This is a genomic window from Pantoea sp. Ap-967 (assembly GCF_011752565.1).
GTDB lineage: Bacteria > Pseudomonadota > Gammaproteobacteria > Pseudomonadales > Pseudomonadaceae > Aquipseudomonas.
Window position 1 is genome coordinate 138,234 of record NZ_VWXK01000001.1, and the last position, 19,313, is coordinate 157,546.

16 protein-coding genes are annotated in these 19,313 nt (G+C 61.3%); 4 read left to right on the forward strand and 12 right to left on the reverse strand.

What is annotated here, in order from left to right:
* Positions 1 to 128 precede the first annotated feature (128 nt).
* Positions 129 to 7,046, reverse strand: a complete 6,918-nt coding sequence (locus tag F3J45_RS00690; protein ID WP_205300336.1) for a phage tail protein — start codon at positions 7,044 to 7,046, stop codon at positions 129 to 131.
* Between the two features lie 56 nt (positions 7,047 to 7,102).
* Positions 7,103 to 7,675: a tail assembly protein gene (locus F3J45_RS00695; RefSeq protein WP_205299991.1), complete on the reverse strand. Its 573-nt coding sequence runs from the start codon at positions 7,673 to 7,675 to the stop codon at positions 7,103 to 7,105.
* Between the two features lie 626 nt (positions 7,676 to 8,301).
* On the opposite strand from F3J45_RS00695, the gene F3J45_RS00700 reads away from it, so the two are divergent.
* From F3J45_RS00700 to F3J45_RS00715, 4 genes are all read left to right on the forward strand, one after another.
* Positions 8,302 to 9,006, forward strand: coding sequence for an endonuclease NucS domain-containing protein (locus F3J45_RS00700; RefSeq protein WP_167055658.1), 705 nt, complete (start codon positions 8,302 to 8,304; stop codon positions 9,004 to 9,006).
* Positions 9,007 to 9,057: 51 nt separating this feature from the next.
* Positions 9,058 to 9,336 carry a hypothetical protein gene (locus F3J45_RS00705; RefSeq protein ID WP_167055661.1) on the forward strand — a complete coding sequence of 93 codons (279 nt, stop codon included), beginning with the start codon at positions 9,058 to 9,060 and terminating at the stop codon, positions 9,334 to 9,336.
* Between the two features lie 672 nt (positions 9,337 to 10,008).
* Positions 10,009 to 10,236, forward strand: a complete 228-nt coding sequence (locus tag F3J45_RS00710; protein ID WP_167055664.1) for a hypothetical protein — start codon at positions 10,009 to 10,011, stop codon at positions 10,234 to 10,236.
* Between the two features lie 67 nt (positions 10,237 to 10,303).
* Positions 10,304 to 10,804: a retropepsin-like aspartic protease gene (locus F3J45_RS00715; protein ID WP_167055667.1), complete on the forward strand. Its 501-nt coding sequence runs from the start codon at positions 10,304 to 10,306 to the stop codon at positions 10,802 to 10,804.
* A gap of 187 nt (positions 10,805 to 10,991) precedes the next feature.
* Here F3J45_RS00715 and F3J45_RS00720 read toward each other — a convergent pair whose 3' ends face one another.
* From F3J45_RS00720 to F3J45_RS00765, 10 genes are read right to left on the reverse strand one after another with little or no spacing between them, the layout of a single operon-like run.
* A complete protein-coding gene (locus F3J45_RS00720; protein WP_167055670.1) occupies positions 10,992 to 11,747 on the reverse strand; it encodes a C40 family peptidase in 756 nt (251 codons plus the stop codon).
* Positions 11,748 to 11,749: 2 nt separating this feature from the next.
* The gene (locus tag F3J45_RS00725) at positions 11,750 to 12,499 is read right to left on the reverse strand and encodes a phage minor tail protein L (protein ID WP_167055674.1); all 750 of its coding nucleotides are present in this window, start codon (positions 12,497 to 12,499) and stop codon (positions 11,750 to 11,752) included.
* Between the two features lie 9 nt (positions 12,500 to 12,508).
* Positions 12,509 to 12,847, reverse strand: a complete 339-nt coding sequence (locus F3J45_RS00730) for a phage tail protein (protein ID WP_167055677.1) — start codon at positions 12,845 to 12,847, stop codon at positions 12,509 to 12,511.
* Positions 12,847 to 16,308, reverse strand: a complete 3,462-nt coding sequence (locus F3J45_RS00735) for a phage tail tape measure protein (RefSeq protein WP_167055680.1) — start codon at positions 16,306 to 16,308, stop codon at positions 12,847 to 12,849. Before F3J45_RS00735 ends, F3J45_RS00730 begins: the two co-directional genes overlap by 1 nt.
* 3 nt (positions 16,309 to 16,311) lie before the next feature.
* On the reverse strand, positions 16,312 to 16,578 hold the full coding sequence (locus F3J45_RS00740) for a DUF1799 domain-containing protein (protein WP_167055683.1): 267 nt from the start codon (positions 16,576 to 16,578) through the stop codon (positions 16,312 to 16,314).
* 47 nt (positions 16,579 to 16,625) lie between these two features.
* Positions 16,626 to 17,009: a phage tail assembly chaperone gene (locus F3J45_RS00745; RefSeq protein ID WP_167055687.1), complete on the reverse strand. Its 384-nt coding sequence runs from the start codon at positions 17,007 to 17,009 to the stop codon at positions 16,626 to 16,628.
* Between the two features lie 9 nt (positions 17,010 to 17,018).
* Complete coding sequence (locus tag F3J45_RS00750; protein WP_167055690.1) at positions 17,019 to 17,678, reverse strand: phage tail protein; 660 nt, start codon at positions 17,676 to 17,678, stop codon at positions 17,019 to 17,021.
* A 39-nt stretch (positions 17,679 to 17,717) separates the two neighbouring features.
* On the reverse strand, positions 17,718 to 18,146 hold the full coding sequence (locus tag F3J45_RS00755) for a phage tail terminator-like protein (RefSeq protein WP_167055693.1): 429 nt from the start codon (positions 18,144 to 18,146) through the stop codon (positions 17,718 to 17,720).
* Positions 18,143 to 18,817 (reverse strand): hypothetical protein, encoded by a 675-nt coding sequence (locus F3J45_RS00760; RefSeq protein ID WP_167055696.1) that lies wholly within the window; start codon positions 18,815 to 18,817, stop codon positions 18,143 to 18,145. Before F3J45_RS00760 ends, F3J45_RS00755 begins: the two co-directional genes overlap by 4 nt.
* A 1-nt stretch (position 18,818) precedes the next feature.
* Positions 18,819 to 19,211 (reverse strand): hypothetical protein, encoded by a 393-nt coding sequence (locus F3J45_RS00765; protein WP_167055699.1) that lies wholly within the window; start codon positions 19,209 to 19,211, stop codon positions 18,819 to 18,821.
* Positions 19,212 to 19,313: the final 102 nt, after the last annotated feature.

Sequence of the window (19,313 nt, forward strand, 5' to 3'; positions counted from 1 at the left end):
TAAGTTTGGGACTGAGACAGCTCCATCAGCTGTCCCTGTCTCAAAGGCATAAGTGATACGCGCAGCCCTGCTCGTCGCGTCCAGCGACAACTGTCCTGAAGCATTGAACGTTTGAAAACCTTGCGGCATCACCAAATCCCCATTCTGACCCTTACCACGTTATCAACGATTACGGTGATTCCGGCCTGGTTCATCACAGTGTATGTATTCACCCTGGTCGGGTGCCGCACTGCAATAGTCCCGTCGGAGAAGTTAACGGTAGTTACAGGGCCTCCCCAAGTAGTGAGCTGAGCGGAAGTTAGATAACTTCCCACAATCCCGTTTTGGATGGTTGCTTTCGAGATAAAGGCTTCATTGATGAACACTTGCCCGTTTTGGATTGCAAACGGGCTCACGAAGCCGTTGTTGGTCGGGTTGAGCACGGTGAAGCGGTCAGCAATCACCGAGAAGACCGATTGCAGCACTCCGTTGTTGTTCTCGATGCCCGTGCCGAAGCCGGCGGCCACGTACTGGTTGCCGTTGACGACCTGGAGCTTCACCGAGTAAGACGCGGTGATCTTGCCGTTGAGCGTGCTCTGGGCCGTGCTGATCTGCTGCACCGAGGCGTTGGTGGTGCCCAAATTGCTCTGGACAGTATCCACACGCTGACCCAGCACCGTATCACCGCTGGACCTGGCCGTGGCCTCGCTTTGGATAGCCGCATTGGCATCCCCAACAGAGGCATACAATCCGTCGATGCGCTTCGACTCCGCAGTGAGCGTTGCGCCCTGCTGCGTTACAACACTGTCGAGGCTGGATACCGCTTGCGCCGAGGCAGCCGCCGATCGCCTTCCCACTGCGATGTAGGCGATGTCGATTTCACCGGTCGTGTCGGCCGAGTTCATCATATCCAGGCGGATGGCATACATGTTCTTGCCGTTCCATCCGGCATGGCCGGAGAGATCGATTTCAATGTCCTGCCAATCCGTAGTCGTCGTGCTGATGGCCCAGGCCACGCGCCGGGCTTCTGCCAGTCCGCCGTCTTCGTTCGCCCAGTACATCTGCGCCCCGGACCGCGTAGTGTTGCGCCGACGCAGCCGGATGCGCAGGTACGGGTTCTGCGCCCCCGAAACGGTAGGGGTGAAGTTGCACTGCAGGTTGGGGTTCTTGGTCACCGTGGCGAAGAGCGGCCCAGCAGCGATAGTGCCACCCGTTGCGGTTGCCACCCAGCCCCTGGTGGAGTTCGTAAACTCCCAGGTCATCCCGGCAACGAACGGCTGAGCCGCGCCGATGCTGTTCTTGAGCTGGGTGATGTCGGTGCTCTGGCTGGTGATCGTGCCCTCAGCAGTGCTTACCCGGTTGGTCAGCGAGTTGACCGCCGAGGCCTCAGCCTTCGTCGCCACCTGGCTGAGCGCATTGGCAGCCGCAGCCGCCGCATCAGTGGCCACCTTGTCCGTCACGGCGACCCAGGCGGTGCCGCTCCAGCGCTTCGGCGTGTTGGCGTTGCCAGTGGTGTCGATCCACAGGTTTTGCGCGAGACGCTTGTCTGCGGCCGGAGCGGTTGAGCCGTAGATGACTTCCCCCTTCGCGCCCGCTGCTGTAGCGGCGGCCTGGGCCGCCTGCTGCGCAGCTGTCACATTCTGGTTGGTCGTGGTCAGGCTGTTTTCCAGACTGGTGGTCCTCCCGGCCACGCTGGATAGAGTTGAGCCTTGCTGGTCTACGGTTGAGGTAAGGCTCTGCACGGCAGCCGAGTTCGCGCTGTTGTTCACCGCGTTGACTTGGCCGTTGTCTCGCCACCCGGTGGCACGCGCCCCATACTCAAACTGGGGCCGCGCCATTTCCACGTATCCCGCGGTAACCGCGCCGGTTGCGCTGTAGACACGCAGGTAGACGTAGCAAGTCACCGCCCCTGCAGGCGCGACGGCACTGAACTGCTCACGCTTGCCTGCTGCGGTAATGGTAAACATCACCGAGTTAGGGGCGCTGATCACGGTGCCTGCCGCGTTGATCCACTGAATGAAGAACCTGAGCCCCAGGCCAGCGGTGCCGCGAAGATAGACAGAGGTCGCAACGGTTTGACCTTCGGCGACCATTGGCCGGCGGTCTTTCGTGCCTCCAGTTGGACGCAGCGATTTATAGGGCGTGCCCGTACCCACGCTGGAAACCTCAACACGTACCGCCTTCTCCCCTGCGTTCAGCCATGAGGTAACCAGCGATTCGACGCTGGTCGCCGGCCCTTCCGTGGCCCAGCCATCAGCAATGTCGGTCCCCGTTCCTGCTTTGGTGAACGTGGGGTTGTAGAACAGATTCTCGCCGCCGACATCCCCGATCGAGTTGTTCAGGTCGGTGATTTGCCCAGAGGCAGCGGTCAGCCCGGTTTCGGTAGCAGTGACACGGCCAGCCAGCGCCGTTGTCGCCGAGGCGTTGGCGGCAACGTCGGCGCCAGCAAGCTGGCCGTTGTCTCGCCACCCTGTCGCGATTCGCCCGATTTCAAACTGGGCGCGGTCTATCTCAACGACCGCATCCTGCGGAGTCGATGAGGCACCGAAGACGCGGAAGATCACGGGACACGCCACTGTGCCCGCCGGCATCTCCCGGCCCTCGAACACCAAGCGCTGCCACTCTCCCGTAGCGACGATGTTTCCTGGGGTCTGGGTGACGATGGTCGTGCCTGCGGCGTTTCTCGGCTGGAGATACCAGCGGATCAGGCAGCCAGCGGTCACCTTCACATAGATCGAAACGCTCACGAACTGGCCGGCGCTCACCGTTGGAAACTTCGGTGAATGGTAGGTATCCAGGTATCGCGAAGCGTTGTCGATGCCGGAAACATCGTAGCGCTGGGCCTTGCCACTCGGGTCAAGCGTCGACGCCACAAGCGAGGCTGTGCGAGTCACACCGGCAGGCGTGCCAGTGGTCCACCCATCTGCCAAGCCGGCAGTTGAGCCTACCCGCTCGAACGACGGGTTGTAGAACAGGTTCTCGCCTCCAGCCTGGGCCAGCGAAGCGTTGATGCTGGTCAGCGCCTGGCCATTGGCCGTGATGGCAGCCCCCTGCTGTTCCACGGTGTTGGTCAGGGACTGGACAGTCGAGGCATCCGCCTTGGTCGCCACCTGGCTCAGCGCATTGGCCGCAGCAGCAGCGGCGTCAGTAGCCACCTTGTCGGTCACCGTCACCCATGCAGAGCCGTTCCACCGCTTCGGCGTGTTGGCGTTGCTGGTCGTGTCGATCCACAGGTTCTGCGTCAGGCGGTCCGCCGCTGCCGGCGCGGTCGACTGGTACAGCACCTTGCCCTTGGCGCCGGCGGCGTCCGAGGCAGCCTGGGCCGCCTGCTGTGCTGCCGTCACATTCTGGTTGGTCGTGGTCAGGCTGTTCTGCAGGCCGGTGATGGATTGACCCTGGGTGGTCAGCTTGCCCTCGGCGTCGATGACCCGGCCCGTCAGGGTCTGCACCACCGAGGATTCCGCCTTGGTGGCCACCTGGCTCAGCGCGCTGGCGGCAGCTGCTGCCGCGTCCGTTGCAACTTTGTCGGTGACGGCAACCCAAGCCGTCCCATTCCAGCGCTTCGGGGTATTCGCGTTGCTGGTGGTGTCGATCCAGAGGTTCTGCGCCAGGCGCTTGTCTGCCGCAGGTGCGGTCGAGCCGTAGATCACCTCGCCCTTCGCGCCAGCTGCGGTGGCAGCCGCCTGGGCGGCCTGCTGCGCAGCGGTGACGTTCTGGTTGGTGGTGGTCAGGCTGTTGTTCAGCCCGGTGATGGCCTGGCCCTGCGACGACAGCGAGCCCTCGGCCTCGGTTACCCGGGTGGTCAGGCTCTGCACCACAGAGGCGTCGGCCTTGGTCTGCGCCACGGCCAGGGCATTGGCGGCAGCCGCTGCCGCGTCGGTGGCCACCTTGTCGGTCACTGCTACCCACGCGCTGCCGCTCCAGCGCTTAGGCGTGTTGGCGTTGCCGGTGGTATCGATCCACAGGTTTTGCGCGAGACGGTCAGCGGCGGCTGGCGCGGCCGACTGCACGATGACCTTGCCCTTGCCGCCCGCCAGCGTTGCGGCAGCCTCGGCGGCCTGCTGCGCTGCTGCGACGTTCCCATTGGTGGTGGTCAGGCTCGACTGCAGGCCGGTGATCTGCTGGGACTGGGCGGTGGTGACGCCCTCCAGGGTTTCAACCTTGGTTTCAACGGTCTGCACGCGAGCGGCCATCCCGTTCGCCGCCTGCACCGCCTGGCCGATGTCGGTCCAGTAGGTAGCGTTCGGCGGGGCGTTACCGGCCGGTACCGCGCCCTTGGCCTGGTACAGCTTGCCGTCAGCGCCCAGTACGCCCTGCCCTGCAGTGTAAGCCTTGGCCGGATCGTACGGCATCGAGTCGGCTAGGTCGGCCACCTCGTCGATCTGGCGCTGCAGGTCCTGCTTCGCCTGGGCCAACGCGCTGTCGACATCCGCGACAGCGTTGCTCACGTCGGCGATCTGCTCGTTCAGGTCGCTGCGCACTTCGCCCAGGCGCTCATTTACCGAGCCTGGACCGTCCTTGTCGATCAGGTCGATGCGCTCGTTCAGCTCCTGACCCAAGTGGCTTTCCAGCACCTCGCCGGTGATTTGCTCAAGGATTGGCGAGGCGTCCATGCTGGCCACACCGGTGACCACGGTCGGCGCCACCGGGAAGAACGGGCCGAGGTTGCCGGTGCGATCCACCAGGCGCGCCCAGAAGAAGAACCGCTGGCCGCCACGCAGGCCCTGCATGACGTGCTCGCTCTGCGGGTACGCCAGGTCGGCCAGTTTGGTTGCCGCGTCGAGATCCGTGCCTTCGCTGTACCACAGCTCGGTGCGCTGGGTGTCTTCGGCACCAGCTGGGATACCCCACTTGACGCTGATCCCGAACAGCAGACTTTCGGTGTTGAGGAAGGTGACCGCCGGTGGCAGACCTTCCTTGCCGTTCAGCTGAGTCAGGATCGAGCTTTTCCAAATCGACGTGATGTCGAAGGCGCTGACCGCCCGCACGCGGGCCAGATAGGCGCCGGCATAGATACCGACCACATCGACAGACGCCGCACCGGTGCGCTGCAAGCGGATCCAGTTGCCATTGTCCTTGCGCCACTCCACGTCGTAGGCGACGGCGCCCGGAACGGCCGGCCAAGCAATGGTCATGGTGTTGACCGCGATACCCTGGTCAATCGCGTGAGCCGAGGTGAGAGTCACGCTGGCCGGCGGCTGCACGGTGGTCACGGGAATGACGCTGATCGGCCGCTCGTCCAGTTTGGCGCCTGTGTCGATGGCTGCAAACTTGCTCGGGTTGAATTCGAGCGCGGTGATTTCGAACTCGCCTTCCTTGGTGCGCGTGGTCTTCAGCACCCGGAACAGCTGGACCGCCAGGTCGTCGTAGTCGATGGCCCACTGCAGCTGTGGCTCGGGCTGCACGCCGTACTCGGCGGCTACCGTTACAGCCCGCCCGGCGACCGACTGCACGGTACGCGCCTGGGCGGTCCCGTTTGGCAGGTTCAGAATGAGGCGATCGCCAGCCTTGATCGGCGTGTCGCGGTCCAGGGTGACCACACGGCCGGCTGCCGACGAGATCCTGCCACCGTTCGGCCGCCCGGCCACCAGCTCATCTGCCACAGGAATGACGTAGCCCGGCAGCGGGATGCGGCCCTCCATGCCGGTTTTGAAGGTTACGGTCCGGTCCTGGTTGTTGCTCAGCAGCGCCCATTTACCACGACGCTGGGCCTCGGACGCACGGGTGCAGCCGATCGCGGAAATTTCTACGGGGCGGTCGCGGTAACGGCGCTGAAGCGCCAGGTCGGTTACGGGAATGACATCGGTGTCGTAGTTGTTGGCCGGGTTGTCGTAGCTGACCAGTGCCCGACTGTAATGCGTGCTGCGCTCGGCGCCACCGTAAACGAACTCCCCGTCAATCACGTTTGCCCGGGTGAAGACATAGTCGATGTCCTGCGCGCGCGGCATGTCTGCCTGCATAAACAGGGAGCCGTGAGCCCAATACACCATCCCTCGGTAGATTGCCGAAAGGTCGCGCAGAAGCGTCCACGCCTCGGCGCGGCCCTGCAGGTTCATATCGCAGAGGTACCGCGGCTCCAGACCGCCGACACCATTGGTTACTTGCTGGTCGCAATACTGGGCGATGCGGTACATCTCCCATTTATCAACCATCCATGGCTGAATCCGCTTGCCTAGACCGAAACGGTCCTCGACGCAGATGCCGTAGGTGACGAAGGCGGGATTATTGGTCCACGCCTGCTTGAAGGTACCGTCCCACACACCGGTGTAGGTGCGGGTGACCGGGTCGTAGTTGGTCGGCACGGGCCAGCGCTTGGCCTTGCAGTCAACCGTAACCGCCGGGATGTTCTGGAACTGCTGCGCATCGAACTCAATGTAGAGCAGAGCGGTGTTCGGATAGCGGAGTTTCTGGTCGATGATTTCCGTGTAGCCGGCCACAACCATCGTATCGCCCACGGTTCCGCTGTTGGCATTGGGAGTGATCCGACGTACGCGCAGCATCCACCCGGTTGTTGCCTTGGGCAGGTTGACGCGCACGGACCGCTGGTAGCCGTTAGTGGTCTTGCCATCTACAGCGCCCAGGTGCGACTCCACATAAGCCCCGCCGTCCGTTGCTATGTCGATAGCGTACTCAACTCGGTAGCCGTTGGTGTTGCCGCTGCTGTCTTGGCTTACGAGGCGCGGCCAAGACATGCGAACCCGAACTGCAGACAGCTGGATATTACTCAGGGAGCGTGTGAATGGATTGTCACTGCGCAGCTCGACGTTGACGTTGGTTTCATTCTCAATCGAGGGAATTCCTTGGATATAGTCCTGCTCGACCGACCCTGGCCGCCATTCCCATTTCACGCCCGGGAAGTTCACGTTGCCGCTGGCGTCCATGATTGGCGTGTTGTCGAGGTAGATGTCACGATCGGTCGGCGTGCCATCAAACTCGCCCTCACCCACGGCTAGCAGGATCTTTGCGATGTTCGTGGACTGCAGGCTGTCCGGTGCTTCGACAGGGGTCTTTGGCTTGCTCTCGCCGCCCTTGGCGCCAGTGATATCCAGGTGAGCTGCTGCGCCCATACTTTCCTCCGGGCATTAAAAAGCCGCCCGGAGGCGGCCTGTTCGCTGAGTTGGCCCTAGGCCTTGTCTTGCGCCTCGACGGAGGCAGAGATGATCGCCCCGCCCCATCGGCGCTTGCCGATGCAAATAGGGACGGGATTGCCGCTGGCGGTTGTGTTCTTCGCGCTGCCGAAGGCGTAGCTGGGCAGGTTATCCGGTGATCCGCTCATGCTGAGCCCTTTTGCTTGAGGGCTCAGCATCTGGATCACACCGCCGACGGCCATTGATCCACCGCCCATGCCCACGGCAAGCGCCGTAGCTGCAGACCAGCCCAGTGGGTTCCACCAGGCCAGAACTACAATCACAACTCCGATAATGGTCTGCAGCAGACCGGCACGTTTGCTGCCGGTAATCACAGGTGCAATCCGGATATCGCCGGCACCAACGAAGCCAAGCTCTTTCTCACCCAGATTCCTGTCACCTCGAAAAATTGCGAACTCGATACCCTGCGACTTTGCCTCTGCCATGTACCGTTCGAAGCCCGGCACTTGGATGCACAGGGCTCTGATCGCCTCTGCAGGAGATCGCACTGACAACCTGAAAGACCGGCCAAACTGGCGAAGCTTTCCGTACAGCACAACGTTGGTCATAGGATGGTGTTCGATTGCCGGTGCGGCCATTGCTGTTCTCCAGAAACAAAAAAACCACCCGGAGGTGGTTTTCAGTCGAAACATCGGTTACCGAACGCAGGCCCTGACCGCGTCTGTCACTCGGTCGAGTGGTGACTGCCAAGTTCGGTAGAAGTGGTATTGAACCGAGGAACCTCCTCCGCTCGGAACTACATCCACCAAGTGCAGGGGAGCCTGCGCATCAGGCGCCAAGACGGAGTATCGATCACCGGAAGACTGCAGGATCCCACCAATGCTCGCTCCAAGTACCGTCGTGCTCTGCCAGCTGTCGCGTATGCATTCCGCAACTTCCTGAGCGGGCTTTGCTGAGGTCAAAGTCAGCAGTGGGGGATTGCTCCGAGTATCAGCAACGCTTGCGCAGCCCGCCAGCAATGCCAGCGCCAGGGCGCCTACCAGAATTCGCATGTGATCCCCTCCCTTGAAAATTGCGACTGTAGCAGCGGGCTGGCCAGGCATCCAGCGTGGATGGAAAGCCAGTAGCAGAACTAATTGGAGCCATAGTAGCGTTGTGACATCCTGCATTCATCGCAACCAACACCTACTTTCCCTGCCCTCCCACTCCCTACCCAAGATCAGGAAGACAATGCATGACAACGCTGGCTGAAGCTCTGCGGAACTACATAGAGCAAGCAACCGATGGTGCCACAAGGCAAGAAATGAGGGACTACATCGACCGCGAATTCCCTAAACGATGGAAGCCTGGCGCTATCGCTGCCCATTTCTACGCCTGCACAGTCAATAATCCAAAGGCCTACATCCATCACAAGTGGGCTGACCGCTTCTTCTTCCGCTCCGAGGATGGTCGCTTCCATCGCTATAGTCCCGAGCTTCATGGGGTCAACACCTGGGCGCCATCAGCTAATGGCGATACGGATGACTTCGAAGATGTAGAAGAAGCTAAAATTGAGGAACTGGTAGAGACTTCTATCAGCCTGGAGCGGGACGTTGAAACCCACTTGGTCCGCAGTCTCGACAGCATCGAAAAAGGTCTTCGCTTCATTGATCGCCAGGTGAGCATTGATGTAGGCCGGGTCGACATCCTTGCAGAGGATGCTGCTGGTCGCCGCGTTGTCATCGAGCTAAAAGTTGGCCAGGCGAAGGATGCTGCTGTAGGGCAAATCGCCCGTTACCTCGGTTGGTATGGACGAAGGGATAGCAAGCGTCCCCGAGGCATGCTGATTGCCAGCGAATTTCCAGACGCTGTTCGTTACGCTGCGGAAGCCATACCAGACTTGTCTCTAGTCGAGTACAAGGTGCAATTCGCTTTCAATGCCGTTGTGGTAGAAGACTGACTCCAAGCCCGGCCAAGCGCCGGGCTTTCACGCCACACCAGGAGGTCGGCAATGCAACACGACTTCACGAAGCTGAGGCAAGCACTTCGCGACCCAGCAGATGGGCCATATGCCGTCGCCAAGATGCGAGAACTGCTCTTGGAGGCCTTGCAGGCCTGGCCAATCGAGCGATACCGCGTCGCTGATTACCTGCTCCCGCACGGGCGCCCCATTCGAAAAGGCGCGCGCGGTGCAATCGAGGGCCTACTGGCGTTCATCGCCGGGTGTGAAGCAAGTGGTGTGAACGACATTCTCAAGTTTTCTAAAATGTGCGAACTGCTCAATAACTGAGCCGACAGACGCAAAAAGCCCAGCGCGGGGCTGGGCTGATTCACTATTCTGCCGACTGAGTCAATGTGGCAGGTCTAGACCTGATGGTAATTTCTATCTGCTCAGCTTTAACCCCATAGGTCTCTGCCAGTTTCTCGATAGCATTGTCCAAACTTAACGGCCCCAGTGTATCTGGCTGCGCGACGAAGGGAACGGGCTCACCGACTCTGAAGAATGCATCATCTTCGAAAGCCGTCAACTGAGGGTTGTACCCATTGACGCGGTAGGGCTTATAGGCAGTGAGGTACTCGGGGTCTCCCCCCTTACCCCATACAGACCTTATTTCAGAAAACCTAAAGCACAGCGGGCCATCAGCCTCGCGAGGGAGGATAATGTCCTGAATCTTTGCAACCCACGTCGGGCAATGCTGTGAGCAGAGAATCAGATAATCCACCCCCACCCAAGAGCCATGCTCATTCGCCTTTGCTCCTCTACACAGAGTCCGAGTAGCCGGAATCGTTGCGAACTCAGCATCGCTAAGACTGAAAGATACCGCATTGACCATAGTGTTCCCTCACATCAAATCGGCATCCTAACGTAAGCCTGTCCACCCATCCACCCTGGACGGAAACCCAGTAACGGAACTGGATCCAGGCGTAGTAGCGTTGTGCCCTCACTCAAGGAGGGTTATACGTGAGCCAACCAGACAATCTGTCGCTAGAAATATATGCCTTGAAAGCAATTGTGCTTGGCTTGATCAACGTGCTTCAAGATGACAGCAAAGCCTTGGAGCAGGCACGAAAAGCAGCCCTGGCTTCCATCAGCATTGGCACCAAGGAAGACCGAGAGCTTGTCGAAAACCACGTTTCGATTGCTTTGTCGCCAAGGTTTCATAAGTCAAGCGAAAAGACCAACGCATAACTAACGAACCGCCCCGGTCCGCTGCCGGAAAACCCATGGACCGCGGCGTTTCACGAAGGGAATCTCCATGAGTAAAGAACCAAGGCTACCAAAAGGGGCTCCAATTAATTTCTTGCAGCCCGGGGAGACAATTACAAACCTGCCGGTGAGCCAACCAACCATTCCGGTAGTCCGAATGGTGATGCAGCCAGCATTACCTTCTTCACCATCACACGAGGTGCCTGGCTCAAATCGGTATGAAATCACTGCACTGATTGATACAGGCGCAGCAGGCGTGTATATCGACGAAGATTTTGCAAAGCAACATGGCTTCATAAGTGAGCGAACAACGACCGTTCACTCGGCTGCCGCGACAACAATCGAGCCAGTCTACCCGGCACTATTCGAACTTCCAGAGTCGTCATCCCACTACAGGCAGTCCGCTGAGTTCGTCTCGGTTCCTTTGAGAAAGCATGGGCGATCGTACGATGCCGTTCTTGGTATGCAGTTTCTGAGCAATGGCATTCTTCTGATGGACTTCGACTCAAACACCTTTCGGTTCGAGTTCACAACAAAGCCCAACAAATAGCAACTCCCGTGGATCCCATGGTCCATCCTGCCGTAAAGGGACGACTTCTCTGTCGTCCCAGTTACATGGCGCCGACGACGTCACAGGAACCACATTGGCTCTTGGATCGATCCTCGTCTCAAGCCTGCACACCGCAACAGCATCAGCTTTCTGATTACTCATTCTCGACCTCTTCGGCCAATCCGCTTCACTTCGCGTCCCGATGACGCAACACAAGGCGCGTCCGGTCGAGCCATGGCCCGCCGAACACGATGATTTCTGATGGTCTGCCGAGCAGGTGGTGAAGCATGAAGGGCCCAGGGCCGAAGATCTGAGCATGCTCCTCGGGCAGTTGCGCGGCGTCGCCCAGGTATATGCCGGCGTGGTTAGGGTGGGCAGTCCGCCCAATGGCCATGACGATCATGTCCCCCCGCTGAGGCTGGCTGACCTGGTAGAAGCCGGCAGCCTCATAGGCCTGCTCATACAGACTCGGGCCGTCTGCGTGCTCCCACCAGCCCTCCTCCCGGGCGTATGCCGGAAACTCCAGCCCCCACTCCCGCTTGTACCAGTCGGCGCAGACCTGCCAGCAGTCCCAGGCCCCGTGCACGAACGGCCTGCCCATCAGCGGCGTGTGACCGGTCGGGGTGATGGTGCGCAAGTCACCCTCCGGCCACGAAAGGATGTACCAGGGCAGACCCGTGGCTTCGCACATGGCAAAGTCGCGGGGCGACGGCCTGCTGGTGGCGTCAGGGTGAGAGTGCACAATGCCAATCACCTGACCCAGGTCTTCAGCTGCCGCGTACTGCTCTGGGGAGATGCGGAACTCTTCGGCCGGGTCGGTCGCGGTGTTCTCGCAGGGCACATATCGGTGGGCGCGCCCTACGGCAACGATCAGCCCGCAGCACTCGCGCGGGTATTCAGCGGCGGCGTGCGCTTGCACGGCGGCGAGAATGTGTTTGCGCATGGTCAGCTCCGCGCGATAAGGGAAACGGCCGGGTAGCCGCCAAATGGAAGTGGGTTGCCTTGCCCATGACGGACCGTGCAGCCCGAATCCAGGCAGCCGTTGCACTGATCCTTGGCGGGGTCGTCCGTGGGGTTACCATCAAGGTCGAAGTATGGGCCGGTGTAGCCACAGTTCGGGCCGCGGTAGCCGGCAGTCATTGCCCAGTGGCAAAGCTGTGTCATCTGCCGGCCAATAGTCTCGCCGCCTACATCCCCAGGGCTGGCTAATTCCCAAGCCACCGTGGTCCCGCCCTCTGAGATTTTCTGGTCGATGTACCAGACCTCCAGAGCCTCCTCGGTGGGAGCTGCCTCTGGATTGCCTCTGGGAAAATTTTCTGCATCCAGGTATTTCCCCATGGTGAGGCGCATGGTCAGCTTGAATTCGAGGAGGTTTTCAAAGGCCAGGCACAGTGCGGTGATCCTGCCGTTGACGTTGCCGACAGTTAAAGTAGGTCGCACCGTAGTACCATCAGAGTTCGCTTCGATGCCGTCGATCTGCATGGGCCAGGCGCCGTACTCGTTGCCTTGCCACCAAATCGACTTAGCTGGCAACTGGTCAGCGTTCACACCAGCTACAGCAAGTTCTTCTGGGGAATGGGGTATTGCGTGCCCATGGAACCGTAGGACATCCGCGCCGAAGTCCGAACCGTCGAGCTCAAACAACAGCACCTCGTCGCCAGGCTCCAGGGTCTGGATGTCCTTGATCAGTGACATGGTAGGTCCTTATGGGTGATACGCCCGCTCGAATGTGGCAGTGACCTTAAACCGGCCGCCGCCCACTGGAATGGGCTTGGGATCCGCACACGTGAACAATCCCAGATCACCGAGTGGCGTGGCCCACAGGAAGGCCTTGGCGCCACCGTGTCGGTCAAAGAACTCCATGATCTTGCGGACCTGGGCCTTCGTGCCGAAAACAGTGACTGGGTAGCTGTCTTCCTTGTTATTGGGGCCATCGCCAACTACCTGCCGATAGCCGCCGCCGAAGCGGGACTCGCGGGTTCGGTAGGTTATTTCTGGCGTTTCGCCGCGCTGGGTAGGCCAACTGAACTTCTCGATCGCCATCAGCGCCTCCCCTGCGTATTTCGATAGCTGAGCCCGCCTGGCCGCCACGAGTCCGCAACAGCTTTCTCAGCTGCGGATTTCATCTGCGACTCCATATTTCGCTGCAGTGCTGCCTGGTCAAGCTCCATGCCCTCATTGCTGCGGTCTTCTGTAACGATGCTGACCGGAGCGGACAGGGAGATCGATGTTCCGCCACCAACCCCGCCTACCGCGCGCACACCAAGTTGTCCTCCAGACGTTCTTGTCAGAGGCATGACAGCCTCATCACCGGCCTCACCCATCACCCCCAACTTGCCCCCTGCCATGCCGAAGGCGGTTGGAGTGCTGACAATTGAGTTGGTAAAAGCCCCGCCGTCAGCGAACATCTGAACGCCATTTGACCAGGCGCCGCCAAGTGCTTGTGGAAAGTAAGCGCTGGAGTAGCCAGCTTGGGACGCACCGAGGTTTGAGGAAACGGCACCAGCAGAGCCCGCGGCCATTCCATTGCCGGTACCACCGCCGAAATAAGCGGAAGCCGCCGACATCCCGAAGCTCACAAGGCTGCCCAACAGCCCCGACGCTGCTTGCTGGGCAGCAATGCGAGCCATGTCCGCCAGGACCGACTTGGTGAAGTCCGAGAAGGACGCCTTGCCTGTGATGGCGAAGTTCACGATCGAACTTTCCATGTTGGAGTAGGCACTGGTGAACAGTGACTTGGTCTGCCCGGCGACATCCCGAGCCTGGTCCAGGTAATTCTGGAAGGCTGAGGAGGCACCCTTGCGCCAATCGCCCTGGGCCACCGTCATGGCGTCGTAGTTGGCGATTGTGGCTTCCTGCAGGTCCCTCTCGGTCTTGTTGAGGGCCGCCAGCTTCTGGTTGTACTCATCGAGGCTCATGCCCCGCGAGCCATCGCCGTATTGGTTCGCCAGATCCAGGCGCTGCTGGTTCATTCGATCGGTGATGCCGTTCTGCTGGTCCTGCAAGCCGCGCTGGCGGTCGCCCAGGCCCAGGCTGTCGGCGGAACGCTGCCCTTGTAGCCTCAACGCCGCGACCTGCTGGCCGAGCGCGTCGGTGTAGGTCTGCACTGCCCTGGCCTGCTTGGCCAGCCGCCCCTGCTCATTGGTCGCCAGCACCGCAAGTTCGGTGTCAGCGTCCTTCTGCGCCTTGACCATGGCGGCGCGGGCGTCGGCAATCTTCTGGTCCAACTGGATTCGCTGCTGAGCGCTGGTGGTGCTCTTCCCTTTGGCCTCCTCCAAGGCTTTGATTTCGGCCTCGTAGGCGTGGGTGACCTCGGCGCTCTGCTGCTCGATGATGGCTGCGCGCTGAGACGCATACGATTCCTGAGAGATCAGTCCCGCCTTCTGCGCCGCATCAAGCTCCTTCTGATGGTTCTTGTACTCAGCCAGAATGGCGCTCAGCGCGTTCTTCTGGTCGTTGAAGGCTGAGAGGTCGACTGATCCAGTTCGGCCGGCCGCGTCTTTGAACTGCTTGGCGATATCGGCCTTTACCCTGGCGATGTTCTCGGGTTTCAGCCGCTCATCATTTGGGTTGACCTTGCGGATGGCATCCAGCGACTTGCTGTATTCCTTCAGCGCGTCAGCCCGCTTTTCGGCGTTGGTTCTGGCGGACTTCTCCAAGGCGTCGATCTTGCCGATTGCAACCACCGCCGCCTGTTGCTGCTGGGTGTCCAGAGCACGGGCGCTGGCTATCGCTGCAAGCGTGTCACGCTGCTGGATAAGCCCCTTCAGCTCAAGATTGGCGTTAGTGAGCTTTTTCTGGGCATCGATGTCGTCTTTGTCAGCATTCACCGCGCTCTGCGCTGCGGCCACTTGGCGCTGGAGATCAACGATTTGGCTCGCGATGTCCTGGTCCCGGCCAATGTTCTTGACCGAATCCACCGTTGCAGCCACCTCGCCGCGCAGCGCCTTCCAGCCGCGCTCCCAGATCGACAGGTTCTCGGTGACTTCCTTGCTGCGATTCTTGATGGTATCGACGTAGGTGTCGGTGAGAAGTTTGGCAGCCCCGATGGTGTCGCCCTGCTCTTTCAACGCGACGATCTGCGAGTAGGTCGACGCGGTGAGGAAGTTGTACTGCTCGTTGAGCTCCTTGGCCGCCGTCACCGGGTCTTTGCCGATCTTCACGAACTCGGCGACAGTCTCTTCGACGGCCTTGCCGGTCGCGGAGCGCCACTCCAAGGCAGCCTCGGTGATCTCGACAAAGCTGTCGGAGGCGATTTTTCCGCTACCGGCTAACTGGGTGAGCACTTCAGCTGCGGCGCCAGTGGTGCCAACGGTAGTCGCTACCTCGCGCGACATGCCGGAAAGCCGGTCCGAAGTGGTGCCGGCGGCATTGCCGGAGGTGATCAGCGCCTTCTGGAATCGGACCGCCTCTTCACTTCCCGAGTAGTAGGCATAACCGAGCACGCCGACCGCTGCAGCCGCGACCGTGAATGGGTTGACCAGACCGAGGACGTAGCCGCCGAGAGCCTTAACAGCCGGGCCCACGCCGCCGAACATGTCCTTGAGCTGACCGCCCTGTTGCAGCAGCACAGTGAGCGGCGCCTGGCCGCCCTGCAGTGAAACCACAATGTCAGTGAACTGGGCGGGCACGTTTCGCAGGGCCGCAGCCGTAGCCTTGGCGGTCATGCCAGTCTTGCTCAGCGCGGTATCGGCGCCGCCCAGCGCCGTGCGAGCCTGATCGATCTTCGTCTGGTACTCGCTGAAAGTCTCGGCATCGAGCGCGCCACTGGTGCGGAAGCCCTTCAGCTTCTGCTCCATCTGGTCGAGCCGGCTCATTGCTGCGACGGTCGGGTCGATCTTACCCAGCAGCTCCTCCAGAGCCTGGCCTTCCTCCCGATACGCGCCGGCAGCCTTCTTCGCCGCCTCCGCCTGGCGCTCCTCTGTGGCAATGAGGGCTTGAGCCCGACTATTGATGGCAGCCTGCCGACTTGCGCTGTCCGACAGTACGGCGTTCGCCTGGGAGGTGACCTCGGCGGTGTGCTCTGTGGCCCGATTGAGCGACTGAACGTACTGGCTGGCCTCCAGCGAGGCTTTAGCCACGGCCAGAATCCTGGCCTGTTGCTCGTCGGCGGATTCGGCAGCGCGCCGGCCGGCCTGGGCGCCGGCATCAGTAGCACTGGTCAGCGCCTCCTGTGCCTTGCCAGCCTGCGCGGCTTCGGCCTGGAATGCCCCCATGTTCGCTGCAGCGCTACTGAAGGCCTGGGATGCGCTGGTAACGGCGCGCCCCACGGTAGCCATCTGCTGGGCCAGCTCGGCCTGCTTGGCGTTGAGCGACTGCAGCTCCTGGACGATCTGCCGGGTGTCGCCCTGCAGGCTGCCCAGGGCCGACTCCCACGCGCGACCGGTCTTGCCGGCGGACTCCTCGCTGCGCTTGCCCGCGTCCGTCAGTTGGTCGAGGTTGTCCTTGGCCTCGACGGCATCACCGGAGTCGATCTGAAGACCGAGAGAGGCAATGGTGGTCATGATCTACTCCATCGATTCGGCCATGACGGCCAAGGCCTCAACCTCCATGACGCGGAGATCGGGGAAAATGTCGGTGAGGTCGCGGCGCTTGATGCCGAGCATTGAGGCCGTTGCGGGGATGGCGGTGTAGTCCAGGCCAGAAGCACCGCCCTGCCCGACCCGCCACTGAGTGCCCAGCGCATCGAACAGACGGAAGGCGGTCCAAGCGTCTGGCCAGACCTCAACCTCTTCCTCGTCGATGTCTTCTGGGGTGAGTCCCAGGGCCGCCAACTGCTCAGCGGATGGCCCAGGCTCGTAGCAGGCCCGGGCCGCCGCCCTCAGTTTCCCAGGCGGGCTGGGCTATAGGCCGCCTGGAAGGCGTCGGTCACTGCTTTTGGCGCGCCGGTGCAGGTGCGCACCAAGTCGAGGATCGCTTTCTGGCTGAACTTGTCCTCCAGATCCCAGCCGGTGACGATCTCGCCCAACTGCTCGGCCTGCAGGTCAATCTCGCCGGCGGTAACCTCTTCCCAGGTCGCCCCGTCGTTCTTCGCCTTCTCCGCCCAGGCATCGCGCGCCTTGTTCCAGCGATCAAACATGCCGGCAAGGGTCATGCGGTCCATGTAGCGAAACTGGAACTCCACGGGCACCGACTCGCCGCCGATACGCGGAACCTGAACCAAGGCGGTGAAGGTCGGGTTCTGCGCAATTTTGATCTTCGCCATGGGTTCTCCTTAGGCACCGGCCAGGTAACGAAGCGAGCGAGCCGACAGGCCGACGCTGATGGTTCGGGTCATCACGTTGTTCCGCTCCATGGTTGGATCGGGGGTGATGCTGACGTAGCCCGGGTACAGGATCTGGTCACCGTTGCGGAGCTTCAGGCGGATCACCGTCAGCTCTTTCGAGGCGTCATAACCCTCCACGGTTTCCACGTAGGCAGCGCTGGGCTGATCCTCGACCGCGATGGTCAGAGTGCGTGGGTTACGGTTGGCCGGGTACTGCTTGTCGTCGTCATCCTCCAGATACCCGACGGTGGTGTACTGCTGTTCGCCGCCGGCGGAGTTGAAGGAGGTGACTTTGGAGATCTGCACCCAGTCGGATACCGGCAATACGGAGCCGATGCCCGCGCCCGCGGTGAACAGCTCAATGTCGCTGGTGTCCAGGCCGCCCAGAGAGAACGCATCGGCAGCGACATTGGATGCCTTAACGGCGCGGTCATTGATCAGCGCCCAGCCGGAGTTGACCAGGAGAACATCGCCGTTCTGGATGTTGTGATCGGCTGAAGTCGCCACGGGCGGCTTGGCGTTGGTCAGCGCGGTGAATGGGACGGCAGAGCCGATGACACGTGCAATCTCCAGCACTGCGCCGTTCGGCAGCGGGAAGCGTGCGGCCATGGTGTATTTCCTCTTGATAGCCCGCCGGGCGGCGGTTAGTTACGCCCCAGCGGGCGGTTGGTCCGCGACGCCGCGGTAGGTGAAGCTGGCCGGGACCGTGTAGGTCGCCGACTCGGTGATGGTTGGGCCCTGGTCAACCGGCTCGGTGACCATGCCCTCGAAGCCGTTGCGGCTCAGCTCAGAATCAACCCGGAACAGGGCGCTGAGCTCGTCGACCAGGGCTTCGGCAGTCGCCAGGGCCTGGCCCGCCGGGCAAGTGATGCTGACCTGATACACGCCGGTGTATTCGTAGGCATCGCCGCCCAGGTAGCGGCAGGTGGTTGCCCCGGGCAGCTGGTAGGCCTGCAGGTAGGTTTCGCCCGGCAAGGCTGCAAATTCTTGTTCGAAGTTCGCGACGCGGATCGGGCGCGCCGTGGCCCAGGCCATCAACTTGATCTCGATGGCCTGACGGGCTCTTGCATGGCTCATACGCTGTTGTTCCTGATGGCTTCGTCGACGATGCGCTGGAAGTTGGCCAGGGTGACCCGGACCATGCCGGCCGGCGCCTGGGTTGAGTGGCCGTATTCCAGCGGCACCGCATACGCCAGGTTGTTCACGATGTAGGCGGTCTGGCCTATGGTCAGCGCCTGCACTTGCGTGATCAGCGCGGTAATGGCCTCGCTGCCCGACGGGTCGATGCGGTCGAGCTCTTCGGTTGCCGGCGAATCAATGGAAAACTGCCAGTTGCCCCGGAATCGCCCGCCGACGTAGCCCTGCCCTGCTACCAGGCCATTGGTAGCGAAATTCTGCTCGCGCTCGGTCTTGGTCAGGGGCTTGGCGTACTTCACGCCCTTGCGCAGCTTGCCGGCCCTGGTGAAGTTGTCCTGGTTCAGGTTGATTAGGGTGTTGCGGACCGCGACCTTGAAGTCGTAGTCATCTGCGGCCTGGTTGGCCTTGGTCCGGTGCGCGACATTGGCCGCCCACAGCTCCGGGTTGCCCACCGGCGACATGCGAATAACGCTGCTGCCTATCTCGATCACGATCTCGCGGAAAGTGGCATCCATGGCTTGCTCTGCCTGCTCGGCGAACGCCCGAATAGCCTCGGCGAAACCGCCCTGCTGCCCGCCATACCGCTGGGTCATGTGTGAGCCACGCGGCATCTCATTTCCTCAGTTGAATGGTCCAGGTTGCCCGGGCCGGATCTTCGGTGACGTTGATGGCTCGATGGCCGCTGATCTGGTCGCCAATCTTGGGCGTAGCCGGCACATTGGTGACAGCGCCTGCCTGCACCTCGAACAGTTCGTTCTGCAGCACCAGCAGCTTCGCGTCCTGGGTCTGGATGCGGGAGCCGTCGATTTCCTTGGCCAGGTAGCTGCCGTACATGCCGCGCCCGGTGTAGTAGATGATCGAGTCCGGGACGGTGCCGCCGATTACTGGGTCATAGCCGCCTTTGACCGTGCGGCTACCTGCAACAGGCTTGATGGCATCGGCAAGGCCGTCCGGGTCATCGAACGCTTCCGCCAGCTCCGCCTGGATTTCTTCTCGCATGCCCATTTCAAATAAACTCCAGCCAACCCCCTGACAGAGATCGGACATGACAAAAAAAGCTGAATGCGAAATGGCGATACGCCAACTTGCTCATACTTGGGCGGGCAC

Coding starts and splice junctions, on each gene's coding strand:
- F3J45_RS00690 (WP_205300336.1), bottom strand. CDS start 7,046: ATGGGCGCAGCAGCTCACCTGGATATCACTGGCGCCAAGGGCGGCGAG.
- F3J45_RS00695 (WP_205299991.1), bottom strand. CDS start 7,675: ATGACCAACGTTGTGCTGTACGGAAAGCTTCGCCAGTTTGGCCGGTCT.
- F3J45_RS00700 (WP_167055658.1), top strand. CDS start 8,302: ATGACAACGCTGGCTGAAGCTCTGCGGAACTACATAGAGCAAGCAACC.
- F3J45_RS00705 (WP_167055661.1), top strand. CDS start 9,058: ATGCAACACGACTTCACGAAGCTGAGGCAAGCACTTCGCGACCCAGCA.
- F3J45_RS00715 (WP_167055667.1), top strand. CDS start 10,304: ATGAGTAAAGAACCAAGGCTACCAAAAGGGGCTCCAATTAATTTCTTG.
- F3J45_RS00720 (WP_167055670.1), bottom strand. CDS start 11,747: ATGCGCAAACACATTCTCGCCGCCGTGCAAGCGCACGCCGCCGCTGAA.
- F3J45_RS00725 (WP_167055674.1), bottom strand. CDS start 12,499: ATGTCACTGATCAAGGACATCCAGACCCTGGAGCCTGGCGACGAGGTG.
- F3J45_RS00730 (WP_167055677.1), bottom strand. CDS start 12,847: ATGGCGATCGAGAAGTTCAGTTGGCCTACCCAGCGCGGCGAAACGCCA.
- F3J45_RS00735 (WP_167055680.1), bottom strand. CDS start 16,308: ATGACCACCATTGCCTCTCTCGGTCTTCAGATCGACTCCGGTGATGCC.
- F3J45_RS00745 (WP_167055687.1), bottom strand. CDS start 17,009: ATGGCGAAGATCAAAATTGCGCAGAACCCGACCTTCACCGCCTTGGTT.
- F3J45_RS00750 (WP_167055690.1), bottom strand. CDS start 17,678: ATGGCCGCACGCTTCCCGCTGCCGAACGGCGCAGTGCTGGAGATTGCA.
- F3J45_RS00755 (WP_167055693.1), bottom strand. CDS start 18,146: ATGAGCCATGCAAGAGCCCGTCAGGCCATCGAGATCAAGTTGATGGCC.
- F3J45_RS00760 (WP_167055696.1), bottom strand. CDS start 18,817: ATGCCGCGTGGCTCACACATGACCCAGCGGTATGGCGGGCAGCAGGGC.
- F3J45_RS00765 (WP_167055699.1), bottom strand. CDS start 19,211: ATGGGCATGCGAGAAGAAATCCAGGCGGAGCTGGCGGAAGCGTTCGAT.